Annotated in this window: 19 protein-coding genes and 1 tRNA gene; 5 read left to right on the top strand and 15 right to left on the bottom strand. The window is 74.7% G+C overall.

What is annotated here, in order from left to right; all coding sequences use genetic code 11:
• Window positions 1-61: 61 nt before the first annotated feature.
• Entirely contained in the window at window positions 62-1,294 is a 1,233-nt protein-coding gene (locus JOF36_RS00555; protein WP_307862150.1) for a sensor histidine kinase, read from the top strand.
• A complete protein-coding gene (locus JOF36_RS00550; RefSeq protein WP_210024475.1) occupies window positions 1,291-1,911 on the top strand; it encodes a response regulator in 621 nt (206 codons plus the stop codon). The genes JOF36_RS00555 and JOF36_RS00550 overlap by 4 nt, the downstream gene beginning before the upstream one ends.
• A gap of 104 nt (window positions 1,912-2,015) precedes the next feature.
• Here the strand turns inward: JOF36_RS00550 and JOF36_RS00545 are convergent.
• Together JOF36_RS00545 and JOF36_RS00540 are read right to left on the bottom strand one after the other, a co-directional pair.
• Window positions 2,016-2,092 (bottom strand) — tRNA-Pro (locus JOF36_RS00545).
• Between the two features lie 37 nt (window positions 2,093-2,129).
• Window positions 2,130-3,080 carry a metallophosphoesterase gene (locus JOF36_RS00540; protein ID WP_210024474.1) on the bottom strand — a complete coding sequence of 317 codons (951 nt, stop codon included), beginning with the start codon at window positions 3,078-3,080 and terminating at the stop codon, window positions 2,130-2,132.
• A 37-nt stretch (window positions 3,081-3,117) separates the two neighbouring features.
• Between JOF36_RS00540 and JOF36_RS00535 the strand changes: the two genes are divergently transcribed.
• Window positions 3,118-3,591, top strand: a complete 474-nt coding sequence (locus JOF36_RS00535; protein ID WP_210024473.1) for a GatB/YqeY domain-containing protein — start codon at window positions 3,118-3,120, stop codon at window positions 3,589-3,591.
• A 96-nt stretch (window positions 3,592-3,687) separates the two neighbouring features.
• Here JOF36_RS00535 and topA read toward each other — a convergent pair whose 3' ends face one another.
• The 5 genes from topA to JOF36_RS00510 form a co-directional block, all read right to left on the bottom strand.
• Entirely contained in the window at window positions 3,688-6,600 is a 2,913-nt protein-coding gene (topA, locus tag JOF36_RS00530; RefSeq protein ID WP_372447352.1) for a type I DNA topoisomerase, read from the bottom strand.
• Between the two features lie 237 nt (window positions 6,601-6,837).
• Window positions 6,838-7,443, bottom strand: coding sequence for a hypothetical protein (locus JOF36_RS00525; protein ID WP_245351107.1), 606 nt, complete (start codon window positions 7,441-7,443; stop codon window positions 6,838-6,840).
• 66 nt (window positions 7,444-7,509) lie between these two features.
• Complete coding sequence (locus JOF36_RS00520; RefSeq protein WP_210024471.1) at window positions 7,510-8,112, bottom strand: hypothetical protein; 603 nt, start codon at window positions 8,110-8,112, stop codon at window positions 7,510-7,512.
• Window positions 8,113-8,190: 78 nt separating this feature from the next.
• Window positions 8,191-8,799: a hypothetical protein gene (locus JOF36_RS00515; protein ID WP_210024470.1), complete on the bottom strand. Its 609-nt coding sequence runs from the start codon at window positions 8,797-8,799 to the stop codon at window positions 8,191-8,193.
• Window positions 8,800-8,936: 137 nt separating this feature from the next.
• Window positions 8,937-11,237, bottom strand: coding sequence for a sodium-translocating pyrophosphatase (locus JOF36_RS00510; RefSeq protein ID WP_210024469.1), 2,301 nt, complete (start codon window positions 11,235-11,237; stop codon window positions 8,937-8,939).
• A gap of 349 nt (window positions 11,238-11,586) precedes the next feature.
• Here JOF36_RS00510 and sftH point away from each other — a divergent pair, with 349 nt between their 5' ends.
• A complete protein-coding gene (gene sftH, locus JOF36_RS00505; RefSeq protein WP_210024468.1) occupies window positions 11,587-14,049 on the top strand; it encodes a DEAD/DEAH box helicase in 2,463 nt (820 codons plus the stop codon).
• 380 nt (window positions 14,050-14,429) lie between these two features.
• On the opposite strand, the gene JOF36_RS00500 is transcribed toward sftH, so the two are convergent.
• From JOF36_RS00500 to ssd, 7 genes are read right to left on the bottom strand one after another with little or no spacing between them, the layout of a single operon-like run.
• The gene (locus JOF36_RS00500) at window positions 14,430-14,852 is read right to left on the bottom strand and encodes an Rv3654c family TadE-like protein (protein ID WP_210024467.1); all 423 of its coding nucleotides are present in this window, start codon (window positions 14,850-14,852) and stop codon (window positions 14,430-14,432) included.
• Window positions 14,830-15,270 carry a TadE family type IV pilus minor pilin gene (locus JOF36_RS00495; RefSeq protein ID WP_210024466.1) on the bottom strand — a complete coding sequence of 147 codons (441 nt, stop codon included), beginning with the start codon at window positions 15,268-15,270 and terminating at the stop codon, window positions 14,830-14,832. Before JOF36_RS00495 ends, JOF36_RS00500 begins: the two co-directional genes overlap by 23 nt.
• A complete protein-coding gene (locus tag JOF36_RS00490; RefSeq protein WP_210024465.1) occupies window positions 15,248-15,442 on the bottom strand; it encodes a DUF4244 domain-containing protein in 195 nt (64 codons plus the stop codon). The genes JOF36_RS00495 and JOF36_RS00490 overlap by 23 nt, the downstream gene beginning before the upstream one ends.
• Window positions 15,443-15,498: 56 nt before the next feature.
• Window positions 15,499-16,212, bottom strand: coding sequence for a type II secretion system F family protein (locus tag JOF36_RS00485; protein ID WP_210024464.1), 714 nt, complete (start codon window positions 16,210-16,212; stop codon window positions 15,499-15,501).
• A complete protein-coding gene (locus JOF36_RS00480; protein WP_210024463.1) occupies window positions 16,209-17,096 on the bottom strand; it encodes a type II secretion system F family protein in 888 nt (295 codons plus the stop codon). The genes JOF36_RS00485 and JOF36_RS00480 overlap by 4 nt, the downstream gene beginning before the upstream one ends.
• Window positions 17,090-18,247 (bottom strand): TadA family conjugal transfer-associated ATPase, encoded by a 1,158-nt coding sequence (locus tag JOF36_RS00475; protein ID WP_210024462.1) that lies wholly within the window; start codon window positions 18,245-18,247, stop codon window positions 17,090-17,092. The genes JOF36_RS00480 and JOF36_RS00475 overlap by 7 nt, the downstream gene beginning before the upstream one ends.
• Window positions 18,244-19,335 carry a septum site-determining protein Ssd gene (ssd, locus tag JOF36_RS00470; RefSeq protein ID WP_210024461.1) on the bottom strand — a complete coding sequence of 364 codons (1,092 nt, stop codon included), beginning with the start codon at window positions 19,333-19,335 and terminating at the stop codon, window positions 18,244-18,246. The genes JOF36_RS00475 and ssd overlap by 4 nt, the downstream gene beginning before the upstream one ends.
• Before the next feature lie 647 nt (window positions 19,336-19,982).
• On the opposite strand from ssd, the gene JOF36_RS00465 reads away from it, so the two are divergent.
• Window positions 19,983-21,002 (top strand): HAD family hydrolase, encoded by a 1,020-nt coding sequence (locus JOF36_RS00465; protein WP_307862149.1) that lies wholly within the window; start codon window positions 19,983-19,985, stop codon window positions 21,000-21,002.
• A 544-nt stretch (window positions 21,003-21,546) separates the two neighbouring features.
• Here JOF36_RS00465 and JOF36_RS00460 read toward each other — a convergent pair.
• A complete protein-coding gene (locus JOF36_RS00460; protein ID WP_210024460.1) occupies window positions 21,547-22,299 on the bottom strand; it encodes a Fic family protein in 753 nt (250 codons plus the stop codon).
• Between the last annotated feature and the right edge of the window lie 329 nt (window positions 22,300-22,628).

Here is a 22,628-nt window from a genome sequence, read left to right as displayed (position 1 = left end):
CGTCGGCGACCTCCACCTTTCGGCTGATGGGACCCCGCCCGGCACCGGCGACAATGGACAGGTGCGCGCTCACCGTTGGCTGTCCTGGATCCGCGCGCTGGCCGTCGGGCTCGACCTGTTGTTCGCCGGGCTGGTGGTACTCGCCGTCGCCGGGGTGATCGGTCGTCCGGCACCGATCGCGGTGACCGCCCTCGTCGCCGGGACAGGTCTGCTCGCGCTCTACTCGGCCGGCCGGGCGAAGGTCCGGGTTCACGAGCGTCCGATCACTGCCGCCCGCGGGGCGTGGTGGCCCGACAGCGCGTGGATCGCGGCCCTGGTGGTGCTCTGGTGCGTGCTGCTGCTCGTCAGCCCGACGGCGCTCTGGCTCGCGTTCCCACTGTTCCTGCTGCAGATGCATGTGCTCGGTCCGCACCGCGGACTCGTCGCCGTCGTGCTGACGACGACGATCGTCGTGGTGGACGGTGTCGCGGTCGCCGCACCGCCGGGGGCGCTACCACTCGGGTTCGTCCTCGGACCGGTCCTGGGGGCCGCCGTTGCGGTGGGTGTGATCCTCGGTTTCGAGGCCCTGGTGACGGAGTCGACCGAGCGCCAGGCCACGGTCGACGAACTCATCCAGGCCCGAGAGCTGCTCGCCGACGCCGAACGGGACACCCTGGTGCGAGATGAGCGCGAACGCCTCGCCCGTGAGATCCACGACACCCTCGCCCAAGGCTTCTCGGGCATCGAGCTGCTGCTGCGCGCGGCCGGAACCTCACTCGACCGGGACGACACGCCGCGTGCCGCCACCCATGTCGAGCAGGCTCGTGTGCTGGCCGGACACAGCCTCGACGAGGCACGCCGGTTCGTCCGGGCACTGGCGCCCCCGGATCTGGACGGCTCCACGCTGATCGGTGCGCTGGAACGCGTGGCGCAGCGCTACCGCGCCCGAGAGCTGGACGTCATCGTCCGTACCGAAGGCCGGCCGCGCCCGCTCCCGGTTCCGGCAGAGACCGCGCTGCTGCGCATCGCGCAGTCCGCGCTGGCGAACGTCGACCGCCACGCCGACGCCGAGCACGCCGAGATCGTCGTGGACTACACCCGCGATGACGTCGTGCTCGACGTCATCGACGACGGTGCCGGATTCGACCCGGCAGCACCGGCGCCGTCCGGGACCCCCGGCGGATTCGGACTCCCCACCATGCGCTCCCGGGCCCGCGAACTCGGCGGATCACTCGCCCTCGAATCGGCGCCCGGAGAGGGGACGGTCCTGACCGTGACCATGCCGACCGACGCCCCCGTCCCGGAGCACCAGTGATCGACATCGTCCTGACCGACGACCACCCGATCGTGCGCGCGGGTATCCGCGCCGTCGTCGAGACCGAGCCGGATATGCACGTCGTGCGCGAGTGCGCCACGACCGACGAACTCGTCTCCTGGATAACCACAGGAGGCCATGCCGACGTCGTGCTCCTGGACCTGCGATTCGGCGACGCCCAACGTGGTGGGGTCGACGCCACCCGCGATCTCGTCGCCGCCGAAGGGCCCCCGATCCTGATCCTGACCACCTACGACACCGACGGTGACATCCTCGCCGCCATCGAAGCCGGAGCAACCGGCTACCTGCTCAAAGACGCCCCCACCGACGAGCTCACGGCGGCGATCCGCGCGGCCGCAGCCGGTGAGACCACCCTCGGGCCGTCGATCCAGCAACGCCTGCTCACCCGCCTGCGACGCCCCGACACCTCCCTGACCCTGCGGGAGGTCGACGTCCTCCGACTCGTCGGCGACGGGCGCTCGAACGACGCGATCGCCGGCGAACTGTCGCTCTCCCGCGCCACGGTCAAGTCCCACCTCGCCCACGTCTACAACAAGCTCGGCGTGCAGTCCCGCACCGCTGCCCTGTCGGTGGCCCGTCAGCGCGGAATCATCTGACCGCCGGGTGCCGTCGTCGTGACGGTTCGTCCCGCAGGGCGCCCCGGACACGACGAAGGCCCTGGTCTCCGACTCTCATGTGAGTCTCTGACCAGGGCCTTGTGTGGTCGGGGTGACAGGATTTGAACCTGCGACCTCTTCGTCCCGAACGAAGCGCGCTACCAAGCTGCGCCACACCCCGAGTGGCCTCCACGGTCTCCCGTGAGCCGTTATGAACTCTACCCGATGCCCGCGGCGGCCTGCGCGGGGGTCGGTCGTCCGGCGTCGGCACCGGCCGGGCGCGCGACCAGGGTCAGCAGCGAGGCCTCGGGCGGGCAGGCGAACCGCACGGGTGTGTACGGCGACGTGCCCAGCCCCGCGGACACGTGCAACCGGGTGTGGCTGCCCCACCGGCTCGTGCCGCGCGCCCGGGAGCGGTCGATGCCGCAGTTGGTGACGATCGCGCCGTAGCCGGGCAGCCGCAGCTGCCCGCCGTGGGTGTGGCCGGCGAGGACGAGGTCGTAGCCGTCGGCGGCGAACCCGTCGAGGACGCGTGGCTCGGGGGAGTGGGTCAGGCCGATGCGGACGTCGGCGTCCGGGTCGTGCCCGGCGATACGGGGATACCGGTCGCGGTGCAGGTGCGGGTCGTCGACGCCGGCGATCCGGACGCTGCGGCCGTCCACCTCCAGCAGGTGCCGGTTGTGGGTCGCGTCGACCCAGCCGTGCTCGCGGAACGCCGCGCGCAGGTCCGTCCACGGCAGCGGTGCGCCGTAGCTGCGGGGGGCGCTGCCGCGGCGCAGGTAGCGCGCCGGGTTCTTCGGGGTGGGCCCGTAGTAGTCGTTGCTGCCGAACACGAACGCACCCGGGCGCTCCAGCAGGGGGCCCAGTGCGGTGAGCACGCCGGGGACGGCATCCGGGTGGGCCAGGTTGTCGCCCGTGTTGATCACGAGGTCCGGTTCCAGGGCGTCCAGCGCGGCGACCCAGCGCATCTTGCTGCGCTGCGCGGGCGTCAGGTGGAAGTCCGAGAGATGCAGGATCCGCAGCGGCCGCGCACCCGGGTCGAGCACTGGCAGCTCCACCCGGCGCAGCGTCCAGTGCCGCCGCTCGATCCCGGCCGCGTAGCCGAGGCCGGCTGCCCCGGCCGCGACGGTGCCTGCGGCGAGGCGGGCGAGGGCGCGGGCGGTACTCACGGGACCAGCCTACGGCGCGGGACTATCGTGACGAGCCGTGAGCACACTCAAGGAGCAGCTGCGGTCCGACCTCACCGCCGCCATGAAGGCCAAGGACGAGCTGGTCCGCACCACCCTGCGCTCGGCGCTGACCGCGATCGGGAATGCCGAGGTGGCCGGGGACACCCCGCGCGTGCTGACCGACGACGACGTGCGCGCCGTCATCACCAAGGAGACCAAGCGGCGTGCCGAGTCGGCCGAGGCGTTCGCCGGGGCCGGTCGTGACGAGCAGGCCGCCCGCGAGCGTGCCGAGGGCGAGGTGCTGGCCGGTTACCTGCCCACCCAGCTCGACGACGGCCAGGTGGCCGAGCTCGCCCGCGCCGCCGTCGCCGAGCTGGCGGCCGAGACCGGCGAGCAGCCGGGCATGAAGCAGATGGGGCAGGTCATGAAGAAGGCCAACGCCGCCGCGGCCGGACAGGCCGAGGGCGGCCGGGTCGCGGCCGCGGTCAAGAAGGCGCTCTCGGAGGCCTGAGCTCCTGCGTGCCCACGGACTCCGTGAGACCGGCCTCCGTGAGACGACGAGGGCCCCGTCCGGCGCATGCTGGACGGGGCCCTCGTGCCTGGCGGGTCAGGTCGTCGGGGACTTGCGGGTCCGCGGTGCCGCCGGCTTCTTGGCCGCCGTCGTACCGGTCTTCTTGGCGGTCGTCGTCCCGGTCTTCTTCGCCGTGCCGCGTGCCGTCGTCGTCCCGCTCTTCGACGCCGCCGCCGTCCGGCGGGTGGTCGTCGGCTTCTTCTTGACCGGCGCCTTGGCCCGGCGCTCGGCCAGCAGCTCGGACGCCCGCTCGTCGGTGATCTCCTCGACCGAGTCGCCCTTGCGCAGGCTGGCGTTGGTCTCGCCGTCGGTGACGTACGGTCCGAACCGGCCGTCCTTGATCACCATCTTCTTGGTGGTGGACGGGTCCTCGCCCAGCTCGCGCAGCGGCGGCGTGGCGGCCGCGCCCCGGCCGCGCTGCTTGGGCTGCTTGTAGATCTCCAGCGCCTCCTCGAGGGTCACCGTGAACAGCTGCTCCTCGTCGGTCAGCGACCGCGAGTCGGTGCCCTTCTTCAGGTACGGCCCGTAGCGGCCGTTCTGCGCGGTGATCTCGTCACCGGACTCGGGGTCCTTCCCGACGACGCGCGGCAGCGACAGAACCTTGAGCGCGTCCTCCAGGGTGATGGTGTCCAGCGACATCGTCTTGAACAGCGACCCGGTCCGCGGCTTCGGCTTGGCCGGCTTCTTCTTGGCGCCCTCGGGCACCTCGGGCTCGGGCAGCAGCTCGGTCACGTACGGCCCGAACCGGCCGTCCTTCGCGACGATCTCGTGCCCGGTCACCGGGTCGGTACCCAGCTTGCGGCCCTCCTGCGGAACCGAGAACAGCTTCTCGGCGACCTCCTCGGACAGCTCGTCCGGCGGCAGCTCCTCCGGCAGGTTCGCGCGCTGCGACGCGCCGTCGACGATCCGCTCCAGGTACGGGCCGTACCGCCCGACCCGCACGACCACGTCGCGGTCCTCCGCGTCGGTGAACATCTTGATCGAGTTCACCGTGCGGGCGTCGATCTCCTCGAGGTTCGCCCCGACGAGCTTCTTCAGCCCACCGGCACGGGCGATCTCCGACCCGCCGGTCGCGCCCTCGGCGGCGCCGAAGTAGAAGCCGTTGAGCCAGCGCACCCGGGAGTCGTTCCCGGACGCGATGGAGTCCAGGTCGTCCTCCATCTCGGCGGTGAAGTCGTAGTCGACGAGCTGGCCGAAGTGCTGCTCCATCAGCCCGACGACGGCGAACGCCACCCACGAGGGGACGAGCGCGGAGCCCTTCTTCCAGACGTAGCCGCGGTCGAGGATCGTCTTGATCGTCGACGCGTACGTCGACGGCCGCCCGATCCCCAGCTCCTCCATGACCTTGACCAGCGCCGGCTCGGTGAACCGCGACGGCGGGCTGGTCGAGTGCCCGTCCGGGGTCAGCGCCTCGGCGGTCAGCGCCTGGCCCTCGGTGAGCTCCGGGAGCCGGGACTCGGCGTCGTCGGCCTGGGCCGAGGAGCCGTCGTCGACGGTCTCGACGTAGGCCTTCAGGAAGCCGGGGAACGTGATCGTGCGCCCCGAGGAGGCGAACACGACCTTCTCTCCGGTGGCGGCGGTGCCGCCGATCCTGATGCTGACGGTGGTGCCGCGGGCGTCGTTCATCTGGGAAGCGATCGTGCGCTGCCAGACCAGCTCGTAGAGCCGGAAGTCGTCGCCGTCGACCTCGCGGGCGATGTCACCGGGCGTGCGGAACGACTCGCCGGCCGGCCGGATCGCCTCGTGCGCCTCCTGGGCGTTCTTCACCTTGCGGGTGTACTGGCGCGGTTTGTCGGCGACGTAGGCGTCGCCGTACAGCTCCCTGGCCTGCGCCCGGGCGGCCTGGATCGCGGAGTCCGACAGCGTGGTCGAGTCCGTCCGCATGTAGGTGATGTAGCCGTTCTCGTACAGCCGCTGCGCGCTGCGCATGGTGCGCTCGGAGGAGAACCGCAGCTTGCGGCCCGCCTCCTGCTGCAGCGTGGACGTCATGAACGGCGGGTACGGCTTGCGGGTGTAGGGCTTCGACTCGACCGAGTTGACGGCCAGGTCGCGACCCTCGAGGCCGTCGGCGAGGCGGCGGGCCTCGGCCTCGTTCAGCACGACGACGTCGGAGGCCTTCTTCAGCTGCCCGAGCGAGTCGAAGTCGCGGCCGGTCGCGACACGCTTGTCGTCGACCTGGAGCAGGCGGGCGCCGAACGTCCGCGGTGACGCCTCGGCACCGGCGTCCAGGGTCGCGGCGATGTCCCAGTACTCGGCGGAGCGGAACGCGATGCGGTCGCGCTCGCGCTGCACGACCAGCCGGGTCGTCACCGACTGGACGCGGCCGGCCGACAGCTTCGGCATGACCTTCTTCCACAGCACGGGGGAGACCTCGTAGCCGTAGAGCCGGTCCAGGATGCGGCGGGTCTCCTGGGCGTCGACCAGGTGCTGGTCGAGCTCGCGGGTGTTCTCCGCGGCGGCCCGGATCGCCGACTCGGTGATCTCGTGGAACACCATCCGGCGGACCGGCACCTTGGGCTTGAGGGTCTCCAGCAGGTGCCAGGCGATGGCCTCGCCCTCGCGGTCGGGGTCGGTGGCGAGCAGGAGCTCGTCCACCGACTTCAGCGCCTCGCGCAGCTCGGAGACGGTGCTCTTCTTCTCCGGCGTCACGATGTAGAGCGGGCTGAACTCGTTGTCGACGTCGACACCGAGCCGGGCCCACGACTCGCCCTTGTACTTGGCCGGCACGTCCGCGGCGCCGCGCGGCAGGTCACGGATGTGGCCGACCGAGGACTGCACGACGTAGTCGTCGCCGAGATAGGGCTGGATCTTCCGGGCCTTGCTCGGCGACTCGACGATCACCAGGCGGCGGACCGGGCGCCCGGACGCGGTCGCCGTCGAGGTGGGCTTGCGGGTGCTGCCCCCCGACGTGCGTGCCGAACCGGTCGTTCCCGTTGTCGCTGCTGCCACGTGGTCCTACCTCATCTCCTCGGCCGCGTCGCGCCTGCCCGCGACACCTGCGCCGTTGCGGCTCCGCAGTGTTCGTCCGTGCTCTCCGTCACTGCCGGAGCGTGCCGGAGTCGTCGCGCTGCGCGGCGTTCTCCGGTCGACGATCGCACGATCTCACACCGTCGCCACCCCGCGCCGTGGGTTGCGCCACCGGGGCCGGGCGAGCCGCCAGCGTAGCCGGGGGCGGGGTTCGCCAGGTCAGGCGGCCGGTCGGCCGTGGTGGCAGGGCCACTCGGTCGGGCCCAGCATCCGTGGTGCAGGTCCCACCAGTTCGACCAGGCGGAGCATCCGGCGCGCTCCGTGCAGGCGTAACGCAGGTCCGGGGGCTCCGTGTTCCCCGGTCGCGAGGCGGGCCGGGGGCAGTCCGGCCCTGGTCGCGGCCGCGATGAGCGGGCCGTGCGTCCACGGTGCGTGCGGGTCGAGCAGCAGCAGGTACCCGCCGCGCAGGTCGCCGACGCCGGCGGCGAGTGCCCAGAGCCGCAGCGCGGCACCGTCGAGCTGGAAGTCCGGTGGAACCCGCTTGCGCCCGTCCGGCGTGCACCAGGTCCGCGCCAGCGGTGCGAGGTCCTTGCGGAACGCGCTGCGCATCCCGGGCCCGTCCTGCCCCGACGTGCACGGGCGCAGGGTGACGCCCCGGGCGTCGGCGAGCGCGGCGAGGGCGCCCTCGCGGCCGTCGAAGGGCAGCGGGAGGGCGAACCGTGCGGTGTCCCCGGCGCCGAACCGTTCGATCCGCCCGGGCCCGCAGAGCAGCCCGGCCAGGTCGGTCAGCCCGGCCGGCCGGGCCTCCGCGGAGAACAGCGACATCTGCGGCACCAGCGCAGCATAGAACTGATGTTCGACGACGCCCAAGCTCGGCGCGCCGAACGGACGTCAGCCCGGGGTGGTCAGCTTGTTCAGCTCTGCGCACTTCGGGGCGGTCGCGACGGCCTTGTCGAGCCGGGGGGTGGCGCCCAGCTTGTCCAGTCCCTCGGCCGCGCCGATCGTGCGCAGCTTCTCCTCGGCGGAGGTGAGGCGCCCCTGGAAGCCGGGGACATCGTTCGGGTCGGCCTGGTCGACCTCGGCCCTGGCCTGGTCGATGGTCGTCCCGGTCCGGTTGAGCAGGTCGTTGATCGACGTCTTGAACTGGTCGCCGCCGCTGACCGGCGCGGCGCCCGCCTCGGCGAGCTGCTTCTTCCCGGCCTCGATCCCGCCCTTGACGTTGCCCAGGTACTCCGCGAGCCGGGTCTTGATGCCGGGCAGGTCGGCGCCGGTGTAGTCCGGGCGGGCGCTGAGCGGCTGGTAGTAGGACAGCAGTGCGCCGCACACCTTGTCGCCCCAGGCCACCGGGTCGGCGCCGATGCCCTCGGTGGGGCGCGGTGCGGGATCCGGCGCGGGGGTGCCGGCGACGGTCTGGGAGCAGCCGCCGGCGAGCAGGGCGGTGAGCAGGACGGGGAGCAGGACCCGGGCGGCACGCGCCGGGCGGGGGGTGGCCATCGTCGGGCTCCAGGGTCGGGGGCCCCGGGGACGGGCCCGGGAGAGCGGACAGGGACGACGGTAGGGCGCGACCGCCGGTCAGCGGCCGCCGCCCTCGCCGTCTACTCCATTCGGGCTAGCAACGCCTGGCCCGTTCGGGGGGTCGGTGGGTGTGGTGCCGGCCAGCCGGGTGAGCTCCCCGCACGTCGCCGAGGTGCGGAACGCCGCGGCCAGCTCCGGGTCGCCGGTGACCTGGTTGAGCGGGTCCGTGGCACTGCCCAGGCGTGCGACCGGGTCCAGGGCTGCCGGGAGGTCCCGCTCGGCGGCCGCCGGATCGGCCGGGTCCAGCGCGTCGACCCGGCCCCGGGCTCCGGAGAAGGCCGACCGCACCTCGCCGAGCCCGCCGGCCAGCCGCGCGGTGAGGGCCTCGCCGTCGTCGACCGGTGCCGGGCCGAGCCGGTCCAGGTCGCCCAGCGTGCGGTCCAGCGCCGTGGTGGTGCGGCCCAGGTAGTCGCTGATGGCGCGCAGCCGCTCGTCGGTGCCGGAGCCGGCCTCGGGGGTGCCGACGGCGGTCCGCACGAACGGCAGGACTGCCGTGCACATCTCGTCGGTCCACACCTGGGGCGTGGGCCCGGACGCGCCGCACCCGGCGAGCAGGGCCGCCGCGACGGCGGCCGTCACCGCACCCGTGATCCGCCCGCTCCGCATGGGACCTCCCGCCGGATGATCTCGTGGTCCGGTCGCCGCAGGGTAGCCGGATCGGGTGACGAGACCAGGACGGCCGCTCGCCCCGGTGGGACGAGCGGCCGTCATGGACCTGTGTGAGGTCGTCGCCGTCGCGGTGCCTAGCCGACCGCGCTCTCGGCGGGGGCGTCGGAGATCGCGGAGGTGCGGCGCTTCGACACCACGATCGCCGCGGCGATGATCGCTACCGCGATGAGGGCGATGACGATCCGGATCACCGGGTTGGCGTCCGGGGTCGAGAGCATCACGACCGCCGGAGCGATCAGCACCGAGACCAGGTTCATCACCTTGATCAGCGGGTTGATGGCCGGGCCCGCGGTGTCCTTGAACGGATCGCCGACGGTGTCGCCGATGACCGTGGCCTCGTGGGCGGGCGAACCCTTGCCGCCGTGGTTGCCGTCCTCGACCAGCTTCTTGGCGTTGTCCCAGGCTCCACCGGAGTTGGCCAGGAAGATCGCCATCAGGGTGCCGGCCGCGATGGCGCCGGCGAGGTAGCCGGCCAGCGGGCCGACACCGAGACCGAAGCCCACCGCGATCGGGGCCAGGAGCGCGAGCAGGCCGGGGGTGGCCAGCTCGCGCAGCGAGTCCCGGGTGCAGATGTCGACCACACGGCCGTACTCCGGCCGCTCGGTGCCGTCCATGATCCCGGGCTTGGTCGCGAACTGGCGCCGCACCTCGAACACGACCGCGCCGGCGGCGCGGGTCACGGCGTTGACGGCCAGGCCGGAGAACATGAACACGACCGCCGCACCGATGATCACGCCGACCAGGGTGTTCGGGCTGAACACCTCGTAGGCGAACCCGGAACCGGCGTCGGCCAGGGTGACCCCGGCCTCGCCGAGGGCCTGGTTGATGGCGTCGCGGTAGGAGCCGAACAGCGCGGTCGCCGCGAGCACCGCGGTCGCGATCGCGATGCCCTTGGTGATCGCCTTGGTGGTGTTCCCGACCGCATCGAGCTCGGTGAGGATGTCGACGCCGTCGCCCTCGACGTCGCCGGACATCTCCGCGATGCCCTGCGCGTTGTCCGAGACCGGGCCGAAGGTGTCCATCGCGACGATGACCCCGACCGTGGTCAGCAGGCCGGTGCCGGCCAGCGCGACCGCGAACAGCGAGACCACGACCGAGCCGGACAGCAGGAACGCGCCGTACACCGCGGCCGCGATGACGAGCGCGGTGTAGACGGCGGACTCGAAGCCGATCGAGATCCCGGAGAGGATCACCGTCGCCGCACCCGTGCGCGAGGACTCGCCGACGTCCTTCACGGGACGGTCCTCGGTGCCCGTGTAGTAGCCGGTGAGCTTGAGGATCACCGCGGCCAGCACGATGCCGATGACGACCGCGACGCTCGCGATCAGGCGCGGGTCACCGGCGAGTCCGGCGACCTCGGCGTCGGTCGGGTTCACCAGGTCGCCGAAGGAACCGGGCAGGTAGAGGTACGCCGCGACGATCGACAACGCGCCCGCGAACAGTGCCGACAGGAAGAAGCTGCGGTTGATCGCGCGCAGGGTGTTCTCACCCTCGCGGGCCTTGGTCAGGTACACGCCGAGGATCGCGGTGATGACGCCGATGGCCGGGACGATCAGCGGGAACAGCAGGCCCTGCAGACCGAACGCGGCGGTACCCAGGATCAGCGCGGCGACCAGCGTCACGGCGTAGGACTCGAACAGGTCCGCGGCCATGCCGGCACAGTCGCCGACGTTGTCGCCGACGTTGTCCGCGATCGTCGCGGCGTTGCGCGGGTCGTCCTCCGGGATGCCCTGCTCGACCTTGCCGACGAGGTCGGCGCCGACGTCGGCGGCCTTGGTGAAGATGCCGCCGCCGACACGCATGAACATCGCCAGCAGGGCGGCTCCGAACCCGAAGCCCTCCAGCACGCGCGGCGCCTGGCCGGCGTAGACGAGCACAACGATCGCGGCACCGAACAGGCCGAGGCCGACCGTGAACATGCCGACGACGCCGCCGGTGCGGAACGCGATCCGGGTCGCCTTCTCGCGGCCGCCCGGCTCACGTGCCGCCGCCGCGACGCGGATGTTCGCGCGGGTGGCGAGCCACATGCCCAGATAGCCGATGATCGCCGAGAAGCCCGCACCGACGACGAAGAAGATCGACCTGCCGATGCGCTCACCGAGATCCTCGGCGGGGAGCGCGAAGAGCAGTACGAACACGATCGCGGCGAACACCGCGAGCGTGCGGAACTGGCGGTTGAGGTACGCCGAGGCGCCTTCCTGGACCGCGCGGCCGATCTCCTGCATCTTGGGGGTGCCCTCGCCGTTGGCGAGGACCTCCTTGATCAGAAGACCGCCGACGGCCAGGGCGACGAGGGCGACCACCGCGACCACACCCACGATGGTGAGGTCTCCCGCACCGAGCTCGAGGCCCTGGGCGAGGGTGGACTGGGACATCCGTCCTCCTGGTTGCGCGAAGTTCGACCAGGTCTGCCGTGCCGGTGCAGCCCACCGACGAGGAGGCTGCCGACGACGGCGTCACTGGCGTCGACTGGGCCCGGGCGCGGCGTTCACCGATGACCGGGCGGGTGCAGTGTAGAAGTGTGGCCGATCGCTCAGTGCGACAGGGATCACAACTGGTAACGATCACCAGAAAGTGATCAAGAACACAGGCGATGCGGAAACCTGCGGATCGACTGGGGCACACGGCCGTACGGATGGCGGGCGCCGCCCGCGAGAGGCGGCAGGCCGGGCGCCGGGGACGCGCCGGCGCCGTGTTCGAACGTCTGTGCCAACCTGGCTGGTCGTGAGGCCGATCGAGGAGCGCGTGGACGGGGCGCGGCGTGGTGTCGAACTGCTGCGCCGGGTGCTCGCCGGCTCCGGCGTGGACCCGGACCGTGCGGAGGCGACCCGGTCCGGCCCGGACTCGCCGGACTCGCCGGACTCGCCGGACTCGCCGGACTCCCCGGAGCCGGACGACCCGCTGCGCCACGTCGTCCGGCTCCCGCCCCGGCCGGGCCGCACGGCCGACTGGCCCGGCTGGACACCACCGGAGCTGCGCGAGGCGTGGGCCGGCCGCGGGATCGAACGGTTGTGGGCGCACCAGGCGGAGGGCGCCGAGCTCGTCCGGTCGGGCGCCGACGTCGTCGTCGCGACCGGGACGGCGTCCGGCAAGTCGCTGGTGTACCAACTGCCCGTGCTCGCCGGGCTGGTCGAGGATCCGCGGGCGACCGCGCTGTACCTCGCGCCCACCAAGGCTCTTGCGGCCGACCAGCTGCGCGCGCTCGACGGGATCGCCCCGGACGGGGTGCGGCCGGCGTCGTTCGACGGTGACACCCCGATGGAGGAGCGCGACTGGATCCGGCGGCACTGCCGCTGGATGTTCTCCAACCCGGACATGCTGCACCGGTCGCTGCTGCCCCGGCACGGTCGCTGGTCGACCTTCCTGCGGCGGCTGCGGTACGTGGTGATCGACGAGTGCCACACCTACCGCGGGGTGTTCGGCTCGCACGTGGCACTGGTGCTGCGCCGGCTGCTGCGGGTCGCCGCCCGCTACGGGGCCCGTCCCACGATCGTCCTGGCCTCGGCGACGGTGGCCCGGCCCGCCGGCTTCGCGTCCCGGCTGACCGGCCGGGACGTCGTCGCCGTGACCGACGACGGCTCCCCGCACGCCGGGCGGACGGTCGCCTTCTGGGAACCACCGCTGCTGAGCGAGATCACCGGGGACAACGGGGCGCCGGTGCGCCGCTCGGCCGGTGCCGAGGCCTCCCGGATGCTCGCCGACCTCGTACTGGAGCGGGCCCGCACACTCGCCTTCGTCCGCTCCCGGCGCGCGGCCGAGCTGACCTCGCTGGGGGCGCGGCGCGCGCTCGCCGAGGTCGCGCCGGAGCTGCCCGAGCGGGTCGCCGCCTATCGCGGCGGGTACCTGCCCGAGGAGCGGCGGGCGCTGGAGGGCGCGTTGATGTCCGGCGAGCTGCTCGGGGTGGCGACGACCAACGCGCTCGAGCTCGGTGTCGACATCTCGGGTCTCGACGCCGTGGTGCTGGCCGGCTTCCCCGGCACGCGGGCGTCGTTCTGGCAGCAGGCGGGCCGGGCGGGCCGGGCATCCGACGAGGCACTGGTCGTGCTGGTCGCCCGGGACGACCCGCTGGACACCTACCTGGTGCACCACCCGCAGATGGTGATCGGGGCGCCGGTGGAGACCTGTGTGCTCAATCCGGTCAACCCCTACGTGCTCGCGCCGCAGCTGGCGTGCGCGGCCGCCGAGCTGCCGTTGACCACGGTCGACGTCGAGGAGGTCTTCGGCGGTGCACCCGCGGTCGAGGTTCTCGACGCCCTGGTCGCCGACGGCGTGCTGCGCCGCCGCCCGCACGGCTGGTTCTGGCCGGACACCGGTGACGCGCCGGCGGGACAGGTCGACATCCGCGGGTCCGGGCTCGGCCAGGTCGCGGTCGTCGAGGCCGCCACCGGACGGATGCTCGGCACCGTCGACGGCGGCTCCGCCCCCGGCACCGTGCACGCGGGCGCGGTGTACCTGCACCGCGGCGAGAGCTACGTCGTCGACGAGCTCGACCTCGACGGCGGCGTCGCGCTGGTGCACCCGGAGGAGCCGGACTGGCGGACCGAGGCGCAGTCGGTGTCGGAGGTGTCGGTGCGGGCGGTGATCGCGTCGCGCCGCCACGGGCCCGTGCAGGTCTGCTTCGGCGAGACGACCGTGACCAGCCAGGTGGTCGCCTTCCGTCGGCGCGCCCCGGACGGCACGGTCCTCGACCGGACCCCGCTCGACCTGCCGCCGCAGAGCCTCGACACCCGCTCGGTCTGGTACACGATCGACCCGGAGGCGCTGGCGGACGCCGGGATCGACGACGCCCGGCTGCCCGGTTCGCTGCACGCCGCCGAGCACGCCGCGATCGGCCTGCTCCCGTTGTTCGCGATCTGCGACCGCTGGGACATCGGTGGCCTGTCCACCGCCCTGCACCCCGACACCGGGCTGCCGACGGTGTTCGTGCACGACGGGCACCCCGGCGGGGCCGGACTGGCCGAACGTGGCCACGCGGTGCCCGCCCGCTGGCTCGCCGCGACCCGCGCAGCGGTGCGTGACTGCGAGTGCCGCGCCGGATGCCCGTCCTGCGTGCAGTCGCCGAAGTGCGGCAACGGCAACAACCCGCTGGACAAGGCCGGCGCGGTGCAGGTGCTCGATCTGGTCCTGGCCGCGCTGGCCGAGGACGGTGACCCGGACGCCCGGGCCGCGGCGGATACCGAGGCCTGAACGGGACGGTGCGGGGTGGAGGCCGAGACCGGCGAGGCACCACCGGCCCGCCCGTCGGGGGCTACGGCGGGCCGGTGGCGACCACGTGCGATGGCGTCGGACGGGGGCGCGTGATGCGCTCCGACCCCACCGCTGTCTGGGGAGCGTGGTCCTCGTACCGCGGGCGGACCGGAACCGGCCCGATTCCGCGATGACATCCAGTAGGCCGGAGGATGCGGCCCGTGACCAGACCGGGACCCTCCGGCGTCGGTGATCGGTCAGGCGTCGACGACGAAACGACGCCGGAACCGGGAGTTCGTGGCCGTCGCCCGTGACGCGGACGTGCTGTGCTGTCCATCGTCCGTTCACCCGGGGCCGGGAACCGCTCACCGAGGTCATGATCATTCCTGTCCGTGGTCGTCGGGTGTGGTGCCGGTGGGTGCGCCGGTGACCGGTGCCGGTCCGGCCCGCGCCCGGGCCGACGCCGGTCCGCGCACCGGGAGCAGGCCGGACCGGCGGACCTCGGTCTCGACGAGCGCGTCCCAGCCGTCGAGCCGGCACGCGGTGAGCGCGGCCCGGTTGCGCGCGGCGAGGTCGGTGGCCACCCGGCAGGCGACGTCGACGCCCTCGACCGCCCGCCCGGCGGCCGCCAGGGCCGAGAGGTCCGCCGCGGCCGCCGCCACGTGCCGGGCCCGCACCGCCGCGGCGACGTCGACGCACACCGTCGCGGTCACCAGCAGCACGGCGGCCGCGGTCGCGGCCCACACCGACGCGACGCCGGTGTCGTCGGCTCCGAGGCGGTCACGCCGGCGGTGGGTGCTCATCCGGGCCCTCCCCTCGGGGCGCCGGGGCGTCGGTCACAGGCGGGTCCGGCCCGGTGGCGGATGCCGACAGTCCGGGCTCGACGACGGCGACCGCCGAGCCGGTGACGGAGATCGGCAACAGCTCCACCGGTCGCGCCCGGACGGTCGCGACCACGCTGTCGCCGTCGATCCGGAGGTCGGACTCCGCACCGGCCGGTGCCAGTGCGGTGGCGGCCACGCGGCCGCGGTCGGCGTCACCGCGGGCGGCCTGCAGCGCCAGTTCCCGGGCCGCGTCGGTGCACCGGACCCCGGCCGCCACGGCGGCGACGGCGGCGACCGCGGCCGACGTGACCAGCACCAGGCTGCCGAGCGCCAGCGCGGCCTCGACGGTGACGGCGCCACCGTCCCCGGCGAGGTCAGACTGTCGTCGACAGTGCACGTTCCACGATCCCGGTGAGCGCGGCCATGACGTCGTCCCCGCTGACGATCGCGTACAGCAGGGCGGCGAACGCCGCCGCCGCGATGGTCCCCACCGCGTACTCCACGGTGGACATGCCGTCGTCGTCGGTGGCGAGTGCGGCCAGGCGGTCGGACAGGTCGGTGCGGGTCATCGGTGTTCTCCTCCGTCGGGGGCCCGCGCGGATGCGGGCCCGGTCGTCGCCCGGTGTCACCACCGGGCGAAGGCCTCCCCGGCCAGCCCGATCACGACCGGCACGATGCCGAGGACCAGGAAGGCGGGCAGGAAGCAGAGCCCCAGCGGGGCGGTGATCAGGACGGCGGCCCGCTGCGCGCGTTCCTCCGCCCGGTCGGTGAGGCCGGCCCGTAGCCGGGCGGCCTCGGTCGAGGCGGCCCGGCCGAGCGCGGACCCGGTGCTCGCGGAGCGGCCGGCTGCACGGGCGAACCCGGCGAGACCGGGAGTCGCGGCCGCCGCGGACCAGGCGTCGTCCGCGGACGCTCCCAGCGCCAGCAGGCCCGACACCCGGCGCAACGTCGCGCCCGCCGGGCCGGGCAGCCGGCGCCCGGCGGCATCGAGTGCGTCCGGAACGGTCAGGCCGGCGGCCAGGCAGGTGGCGAGCAGATCCCAGACCGCCGCGAGGTCGGCGTCGTCCGCCCGTGGCGCGTGGAGGTGCGGTAGCCGCCGGGCGAGCAGCATCAGCCCGGCGCCGGCGGCCGTACCGACGACCGCCCCGGTCGTACCGGCCACGGCCCAGCCCAGCGCTGTACCCGCGGGGACCAGGAGCGCGAGCACCACGGTGCGGGGCGGCTGCGCCGATCCCCGGCCCGCTCGGCGACCACGCAGATCCCGCAGTCGCCCGGGCGCGGGGCGAGCACCGCCGAGCAGGACCGCCACGGCGGCGAGGCCGAGCGCGGTGGCCGTCACGAGGGCACCGCCGAGCGCAGGATCCGGTCCGACCAGGCGGCGCCGGCCGTCGTCAGCAGCACGCCCAGGACCAGCAGGGCCGGGCCGTGCAGCCCGGTGCGGAGCACCGCCAGCGGGGCGATCCCCATGAGCTGGCCGAGCCCGATCCCGGCCAGCGGCAGCGCGGTCAGCACGGACGCGGTCGCTCTCGGGCCGGCGAGCTGCGCGCGGACCCGGGCGCCGTGGGCGATCCGCCAGCGGATGTCGTCGAGCAGGGCGGTCAGCAGCTCGGCGAGGGGAGCGCCGTGCCGGTCCGCCAGCTCCCAGGCCGCGGCGATGCGCTCGACGTCCCGGCCGGCCGGTCCGGTCGCCGCCCGGCGCAGGGCGTCGGGAACGGGCTCGCCGAGGTGGGCGGCCACGGCCGCGGGCGCCAGCAGCGCGCGGGCGAGCGGGCCGTCGCGCCCGGCGAGCGCCGTCGCGGGATGGGCCCCGGCCCGTAGCTCGTCGGTGATCCGGGAGAGCGCGTCGGCCAGCTCCGTGGCGGCATCGGAGTCGCGGGCGGCCGCCCGCCGGGCGACGAGCCGGCGCCGGACGAACCAGACCACCCCCACAGCACAGGTGGCACCGGCCGGCCCGAGCAGGACGAACCCGGCGACGGCGGCGGCCGGGAACGCGAGGTCCTCGAGCCGGACCCGCACACGCCGGACCCGCGCGGCACCGGTGGTGAGAGCGCGCAGGCGCTGCCGGGCACCCGCGCCCGGGGCCCCGAGCACGGCCGCCGCCAGCAACAGCAGGGCGAGGGCGTTGCGGGCACCCCGCCACCCCGCCGGCTCCGCGCCCTGCGCCGTCCCGGCCACTCCGAGGCCGGTGACCGGAGGCCCGGCCGTGAGCAGCTCCGTCAGCACGGCGCACCGACCCCGCGCTCGCGCAGCATCGTCCGCAGCTCGGTCATCCCGGGGCCGGTCCCGCTCGTCAGGGTCCACGCGGGCGCGACCACCGGGACGCCGTCCTCGCCGCGACCCAGCACGCCGATCTCCTCGAGCACCCGGCCGGTTCCGGGGCGCTTGCGCATCTGCAGGACCACCTGCACGGCCGCGGCGAGCTGCCCGTCGAGCGCTGCCGGGGACATGCCGCCCAGCCCGGCGAGCGCGCGCATCCGGGCCGGGATCTCACGCACGGAGTTCGCGTGGACCGTGCAGGCACCGCCGTCGTGGCCGGTGTTCATCGCCGCCAGCAGGTCCCCGACCTCCGCACCGCGAACCTCACCGACCACGATCCGGTCCGGCCGCATCCGCAGCGCCTGCCGGACGAGCTCGCGCAGCGGGACCCCGCCGGACCCCTCGATGTTGGGCGGCCGCGCCACCATGCGGACGACGTGCGGATGGCGCGGCCGGAGCTCCTCGGCATCCTCCACGGTGACGATGCGCTCGCCGGGGTCGACCGCGCCGAGCAGCGCATTGAGAACGGTGGTCTTCCCACTTCCCGTTCCTCCGGCGACGAGCAGCGCGAGGCGGGCGGCGACGATCGCGTGCAGCAGCGACTCGCCCGTGGCGTCGAACGTGCCGGTCCGGCGCAGCGCGGACAGGTCGTGGCTCGCGGGCCGCAGCACGCGCAGCGATATCGCCGTGCCACCGGCGGCGACCGGGGGCAGCACGGCGTGCAGCCGGACCCCGGCGTCGGCGAGCCGGCCGTCGACGCACGGGCTGGCGTCGTCCAGGCGCCGTCCGGCGGCCAGGGCCAGTCGCTGCGCGAGCCGGCGGACCGCGGCCTCGTCCGGGAACGTGACGGGTGTCCGCCGCAGCCCGTCGCCGCGGTCGACCCACACGGCGTCCGGCGCGGTGACCAGCACGTCGGTGGTGGCCGGATCGCGCAGCAGCGCATCGAGCGGGCCGGCACCGGTGAACTCCTGACGCAGGGTCCGCAGGGCGGCCAGGACGTCCAGGTCGGACGCGACCCCGCCGGATTCGGCGCGTACGGCCGCGGCGACGGCGGCGGGCCCGGTCTCGCCGCCCGCGTCGGCGAGGCGGGCGCGGACCCGGTCGACCAGCGGGTTCACGACACGGCCCGGGACGACCGGGCGGATGCGTACAGGCGCTCGTGCACGGCGCGGGCCGCCGCGGCGAGCGGACCGCGCCCCGAGCCGGGTGTGCGGCCCCGTTCCAGCGCGCCGGCGAGATCACGTTCCGGGCGCATCACGTGCAGCAGCGGTAACCCGAGCGATGCCGCGACCTGCTGCGATGTGATCCCGCCCGGGGACGGGCCGCGGACGACGAGCTCGACGAGCCGGGCGTGCTCCGCGAGGACGTCGGCGACCCGGGCCGCGGCGGCGCTGGCCCGCAGTGCGGACGGCACCAGCAGCACCGTGAGATCCGCCGCGCCGAGTGCGGCGAGCGCGGCGTCGGTCGGGTAGCGGGGCAGGTCGCAGACCACCGTCCCGCCGGCCCGGCGACCGGCTTCCAGCACCGCCGTGACGGCGGCCGGCTCGGGGCCGTGCGGGGAGCGGGCGCAGGACAGCACCGACAGCTCCGACCGGCCCGACACGGCCCTCGGCAGTGCGGCGTGCAGCGACGCCGCCCGCACCCGGCCGTCGCCGACCGCGAGCTCGGACCAGCGCAGGCCGTCCTCCTGCTCCAGCCCGACCAGCAGGTCCAGGCCGCCACCGAGCGGATCGCAGTCGACCAGGAGCGCCGTGGCACCGCTGCGGGCGGCCGTGACCGCCACCGCGGTCGCCAGGACGGACGCCCCCGCCCCGCCGGAGCCGCCGATGATCGCGAGCACCCGGCCCGGCCTGCCGCCCGCACCGGCTCGTTCGCGGACGTCGGCCAGCATCCCGGCCAGGCCGTCCTCGCCGTGCGGCAGCTGCACCACCCGGTCGGCGCCGAGGGCCACGGCGGAGCGCCAGTCCTCGGCCCCCGGTTCGCCGGCAACCGCGATCACCACCGAGTCCCGGCGCGGGAAACCGGCGGACCGGCACCGGGCCGCTCCGGCCCGGTCGAGCAGGACGACCGGTGCCCGGGCCCATGCCCGCCGGGCGTCCGCGGCGTCGATCGCCCGTTGCGCGTCCATGTCGGCCGCGGCGGCGAGCCGCAGCAGTGCGTCGAGCAGATCCGGGTCCTCGGCCACGATCAGGCACCGCCGGTCCATCGCGCTCCACCTCCCACCGGCCCGCCGGTGCGGGCCCCGGTGTCGAGCGTGCGGCCGGGGCGGCGTGTTGCGGCGACGAGTTGCGGGCCTGTGGACAACTCGTGGACAACCGGCCCGCCTGTGGACGGGCGGCCTCGCGGCGGGCCGGGACGTCGGTGCGATGCGGCAGGATCGAGTGCCGGGGGAGGGCCCTCGCGCGCGGGCGACGGGAGAGCCTCGGGGCCTGCGCGGTGCGGCCGGGACGGACGCTCCCGAGCGACCGGTGGGCGGGCCCGCCGGGGGGCGAACGTAGGACGACCCCCGCCAGGGGGGATTGGCGGGGGCCGTCGGTCGGTTCAGCCCCGGGGGGTCGAGCTGAACCCGCTCGGACCAGGTCCGAGCTCACCCAACTGTAGCCGGAATCGCGCTGTCGCGCCCAGACCTGGCCCGTGGCCTGCGCCGACCGGTCCCGAGCAGCGTGTGTCGGGGCGTACCGCCCGGGTGACGTGACGGGGCTACCGGTGAGCGCGTCCGGGCGACCGGTCGCGTGCTTCCGGTCACTCCCTGCGTCGGTGCGCGGGTGGTCCGTGTCGATCGGTGCGGCGGGCGAGCGGCCGGGCTCCGGGGCGGGCGCTCCCCGGCTCGCCCGGTTCCGGCAGGCTGGGATCGTGCCTGCCGCTCCCGTCCCGACCGGACCCGCCGCCGTGCTGCCCGCCACGCCGCCCACCACCCCGGCGCCGGGCGAGCCGCAGCCGTCCGCCGCCCCCGGCGCCGTGCCGCAGGCGGTGTTCCTCGACCTCGACAACACGATCATCGCCGGGTCGAGTGCCCTGGCCTTCGCGCGCACGTTCGCGCGGCACGGCCTGATCGACCGGGGCACCGTCGTCCGGGGCGCCTGGGCGCAGCTGCTGCTCGTCCTCTCCGGGGCCGACGCGTCCACGATGGACACGCTGCGGCGGCGGATGACGCTGATCTGCCAGGGCTGGGAGGTCGAGCGGGTCCGCGCGATCGTCGCGGAGACGCTGCAGGAGGTGATCTCTCCGCTGGTGTATCCGGAGGCCGTGCGGGTGATCGAACGGCACCGGGAACAGGGCGCCGAGATCGTGCTGCTGTCGGCGTCGGGCCTGGAGGTCGTCGGGCCGATCGCCGAGCTGGTCGGGATCGACCGGTTCCGTGCCACGACCATGCGGATCGAGGACGGCCGCTACGCCGGGGAGATCGAGTTCTACTGCTACGGCGACGGCAAGGCCGAGGCGGCCAGGGAGATCGCCGCGGAGTCGGGTTTCGATCTCCGGCGCTGCGCCGCCTACAGCGATTCGATCACCGACCTGCCGCTGCTCGAGGCGGTCGGGTCACCGGCGGTCGTCAACCCGGACCGGGAGCTGCGCGCGATCGCCCGGGAACGCGGCTGGCCGGTGCTCGGATTCGTCCGGGTGGCGTCCCGGCGGGACCGGTTGTTCCGGCTCCGGGACAGGCTGTCCGACCGGGCCGTCGGCCGCAGCCGTGGCACGTCCGGGCACGCGGCCGGACCGGGTGAGGCCGGCGCACCGGCGGTGCGCACCCACGCACCGGCCGGGCGGACCCCCGCACCGGCCGGGCGGACCCCCGCGCTGCTCGGGGCGGTCGCGACCGGCGGCGCGCTCGCGGCGCTCGCCATCGGGGCCGCCGTCGCACGCCGCGATCGCTGACGACGTGCGATCGGCAGGGTGCGATCGGCGGCGGCGGGGCGGAGCGGCGGCGGGGCGGAGCGGCGACGGGGCCGAGCTGCGGCGGGGCCGAGCGGCGACGCGGCAGAGCAGCGACGCGGCGGAGCGGCGGTCGGAGAGCCAGGCCGGCCCGCGACCGCCGTCCGGGCGTCGTCGCACCCCCGGATGGCCGCCGGTAGCGGTCACCCACTGCTGCTGAACCGGTGCACCTCGGCGCGAGGGTTGCTCACCGCACACCCGCAGGACTAGGAACAGGGGTGCGGACCCCGGCCAGGCCAGGGGCGGTTCGGAAGAGAAGAACCCGTCTCCCCCGCCCGGGCTCCGTACGCGAGAGTCGGGTGCTCCACGCCGAGCACGCCGCGGGAGGCATATCGTCGTGGGCCTGCGTACCGGGACGCCGGGCGCCGAGGCCACCAAGCACGACATGTAGTGCACGCCAGGACCCCGACCCTCGCGTCGAGCCGGGCGGTGCCGCCAACACGGGGTGCCGCCCGGCTCTCATATGTCTCGTCCCCCGACGGCGGCCTCAGCCCGACTGCGCGGCCGCGATCGACAGGCCCTCGCGGCCGCCCGCCTCCCACTCCGCGCAGGTGTGTGTGACCCACCGGGCCAGGCCGTCCGCCGTTCCGGTCGCGAACGCCTCGGCCGCCGCCCGGTACTCGGCAGGCCGGCGGAGGAACCCCACCTCTGGTACGGAGAGCCCACGCGGGTCGAGGCCGGAGGACATGGCCGTCAGCCGGGCGGCGGCGCGGGCGACGACCCCGTCCGCGGTGCCGAACGGGCGCAGGGTCAGCAGCTCGCCGTGCAGCACCGCGACCAGCACGGGAGCCGGTACCGACGTCCCTCCGCCGAGCAGGTCGGCCAGCACCGACAACCGCGACGACGCCCCGGGGCGCGGACGGCCGAGCTCCGTGCCGTGCGCCGTGACCGGGACCAGATCGGTCGCCGCGAGTACGTGCAGCCGGGCCAGCGCCTGCAGCGGGGCGCGGCGCCACACCTCGAGCAGCTTGGCGCGCTCGTCGGCGATCCGGACCGCGCCCGCCAGGACCGGGTCGGACACGTGGTCGGCGGTCGCCGGGCGCAGCGGGGCGCCGTCCAGCGCGGCCGACGACCGGGCCGCTCGCAGGGCCGCCTCGGCCGCCGTGACGGGCCAGCCCCGCCGGTTCACCGGCTGGTTGTGGACCTCGGTCGCGGCGTCCCGGGCCCGGGCGACCGCCTCGGGCACACCGGGTAGTACCGCGAGCGGGGCGAGCGGATCGTCGGTCGAGGGGCGGGCCATGGCGCCATCGTCCCAACTCGTGGCCCACTGTCGGGTAGCGGCCCGATCCCGAGGTCCGGGAGCCTCCGGGCGGCATCAGGGCGGCGATGATCTCCGACGGGTGAACCGCTCGACGACCGCCCGGCGACCGCCCGTCGGCCACCGGTCGGGCTCTCGGCGATGCACCGTCCACCGCGCGCTCCCGGTCACCCGTTCCCGACCTGCGCCGACGACGGGGTCCGATGGTGGGTGTGAACCGGCTTCTCCCCGCTCGGACGGTGCGGAGCGCGGCCAGGTTCACTAGCGTCGGTTCGAACACGTGCGCGCACGACCGGGTGCGCCAGTGGCCG

The sequence above is a fragment of the Pseudonocardia parietis genome (genome assembly GCF_017876315.1).
Lineage (GTDB): Bacteria > Actinomycetota > Actinomycetes > Mycobacteriales > Pseudonocardiaceae > Pseudonocardia > Pseudonocardia parietis.
This window is presented reverse-complemented; position numbering and strand designations above follow the sequence as displayed.

What these genes read in the sequence shown, in the direction of transcription:
- JOF36_RS00520 (WP_210024471.1), bottom strand. Translation starts at nt 8,112, where the DNA reads ATGGCCACCCCCCGCCCGGCGCGTGCCGCCCGGGTCCTGCTCCCCGTC.
- ssd (WP_210024461.1), bottom strand. Translation starts at nt 19,335, where the DNA reads ATGGACCGGCGGTGCCTGATCGTGGCCGAGGACCCGGATCTGCTCGAC.
- JOF36_RS00500 (WP_210024467.1), bottom strand. Translation starts at nt 14,852, where the DNA reads ATGAGCACCCACCGCCGGCGTGACCGCCTCGGAGCCGACGACACCGGC.
- JOF36_RS00510 (WP_210024469.1), bottom strand. Translation starts at nt 11,237, where the DNA reads ATGTCCCAGTCCACCCTCGCCCAGGGCCTCGAGCTCGGTGCGGGAGAC.
- JOF36_RS00490 (WP_210024465.1), bottom strand. Translation starts at nt 15,442, where the DNA reads ATGACCCGCACCGACCTGTCCGACCGCCTGGCCGCACTCGCCACCGAC.
- JOF36_RS00460 (WP_210024460.1), bottom strand. Translation starts at nt 22,299, where the DNA reads ATGGCCCGCCCCTCGACCGACGATCCGCTCGCCCCGCTCGCGGTACTA.
- JOF36_RS00525 (WP_245351107.1), bottom strand. Translation starts at nt 7,443, where the DNA reads ATGTCGCTGTTCTCCGCGGAGGCCCGGCCGGCCGGGCTGACCGACCTG.
- JOF36_RS00515 (WP_210024470.1), bottom strand. Translation starts at nt 8,799, where the DNA reads ATGCGGAGCGGGCGGATCACGGGTGCGGTGACGGCCGCCGTCGCGGCG.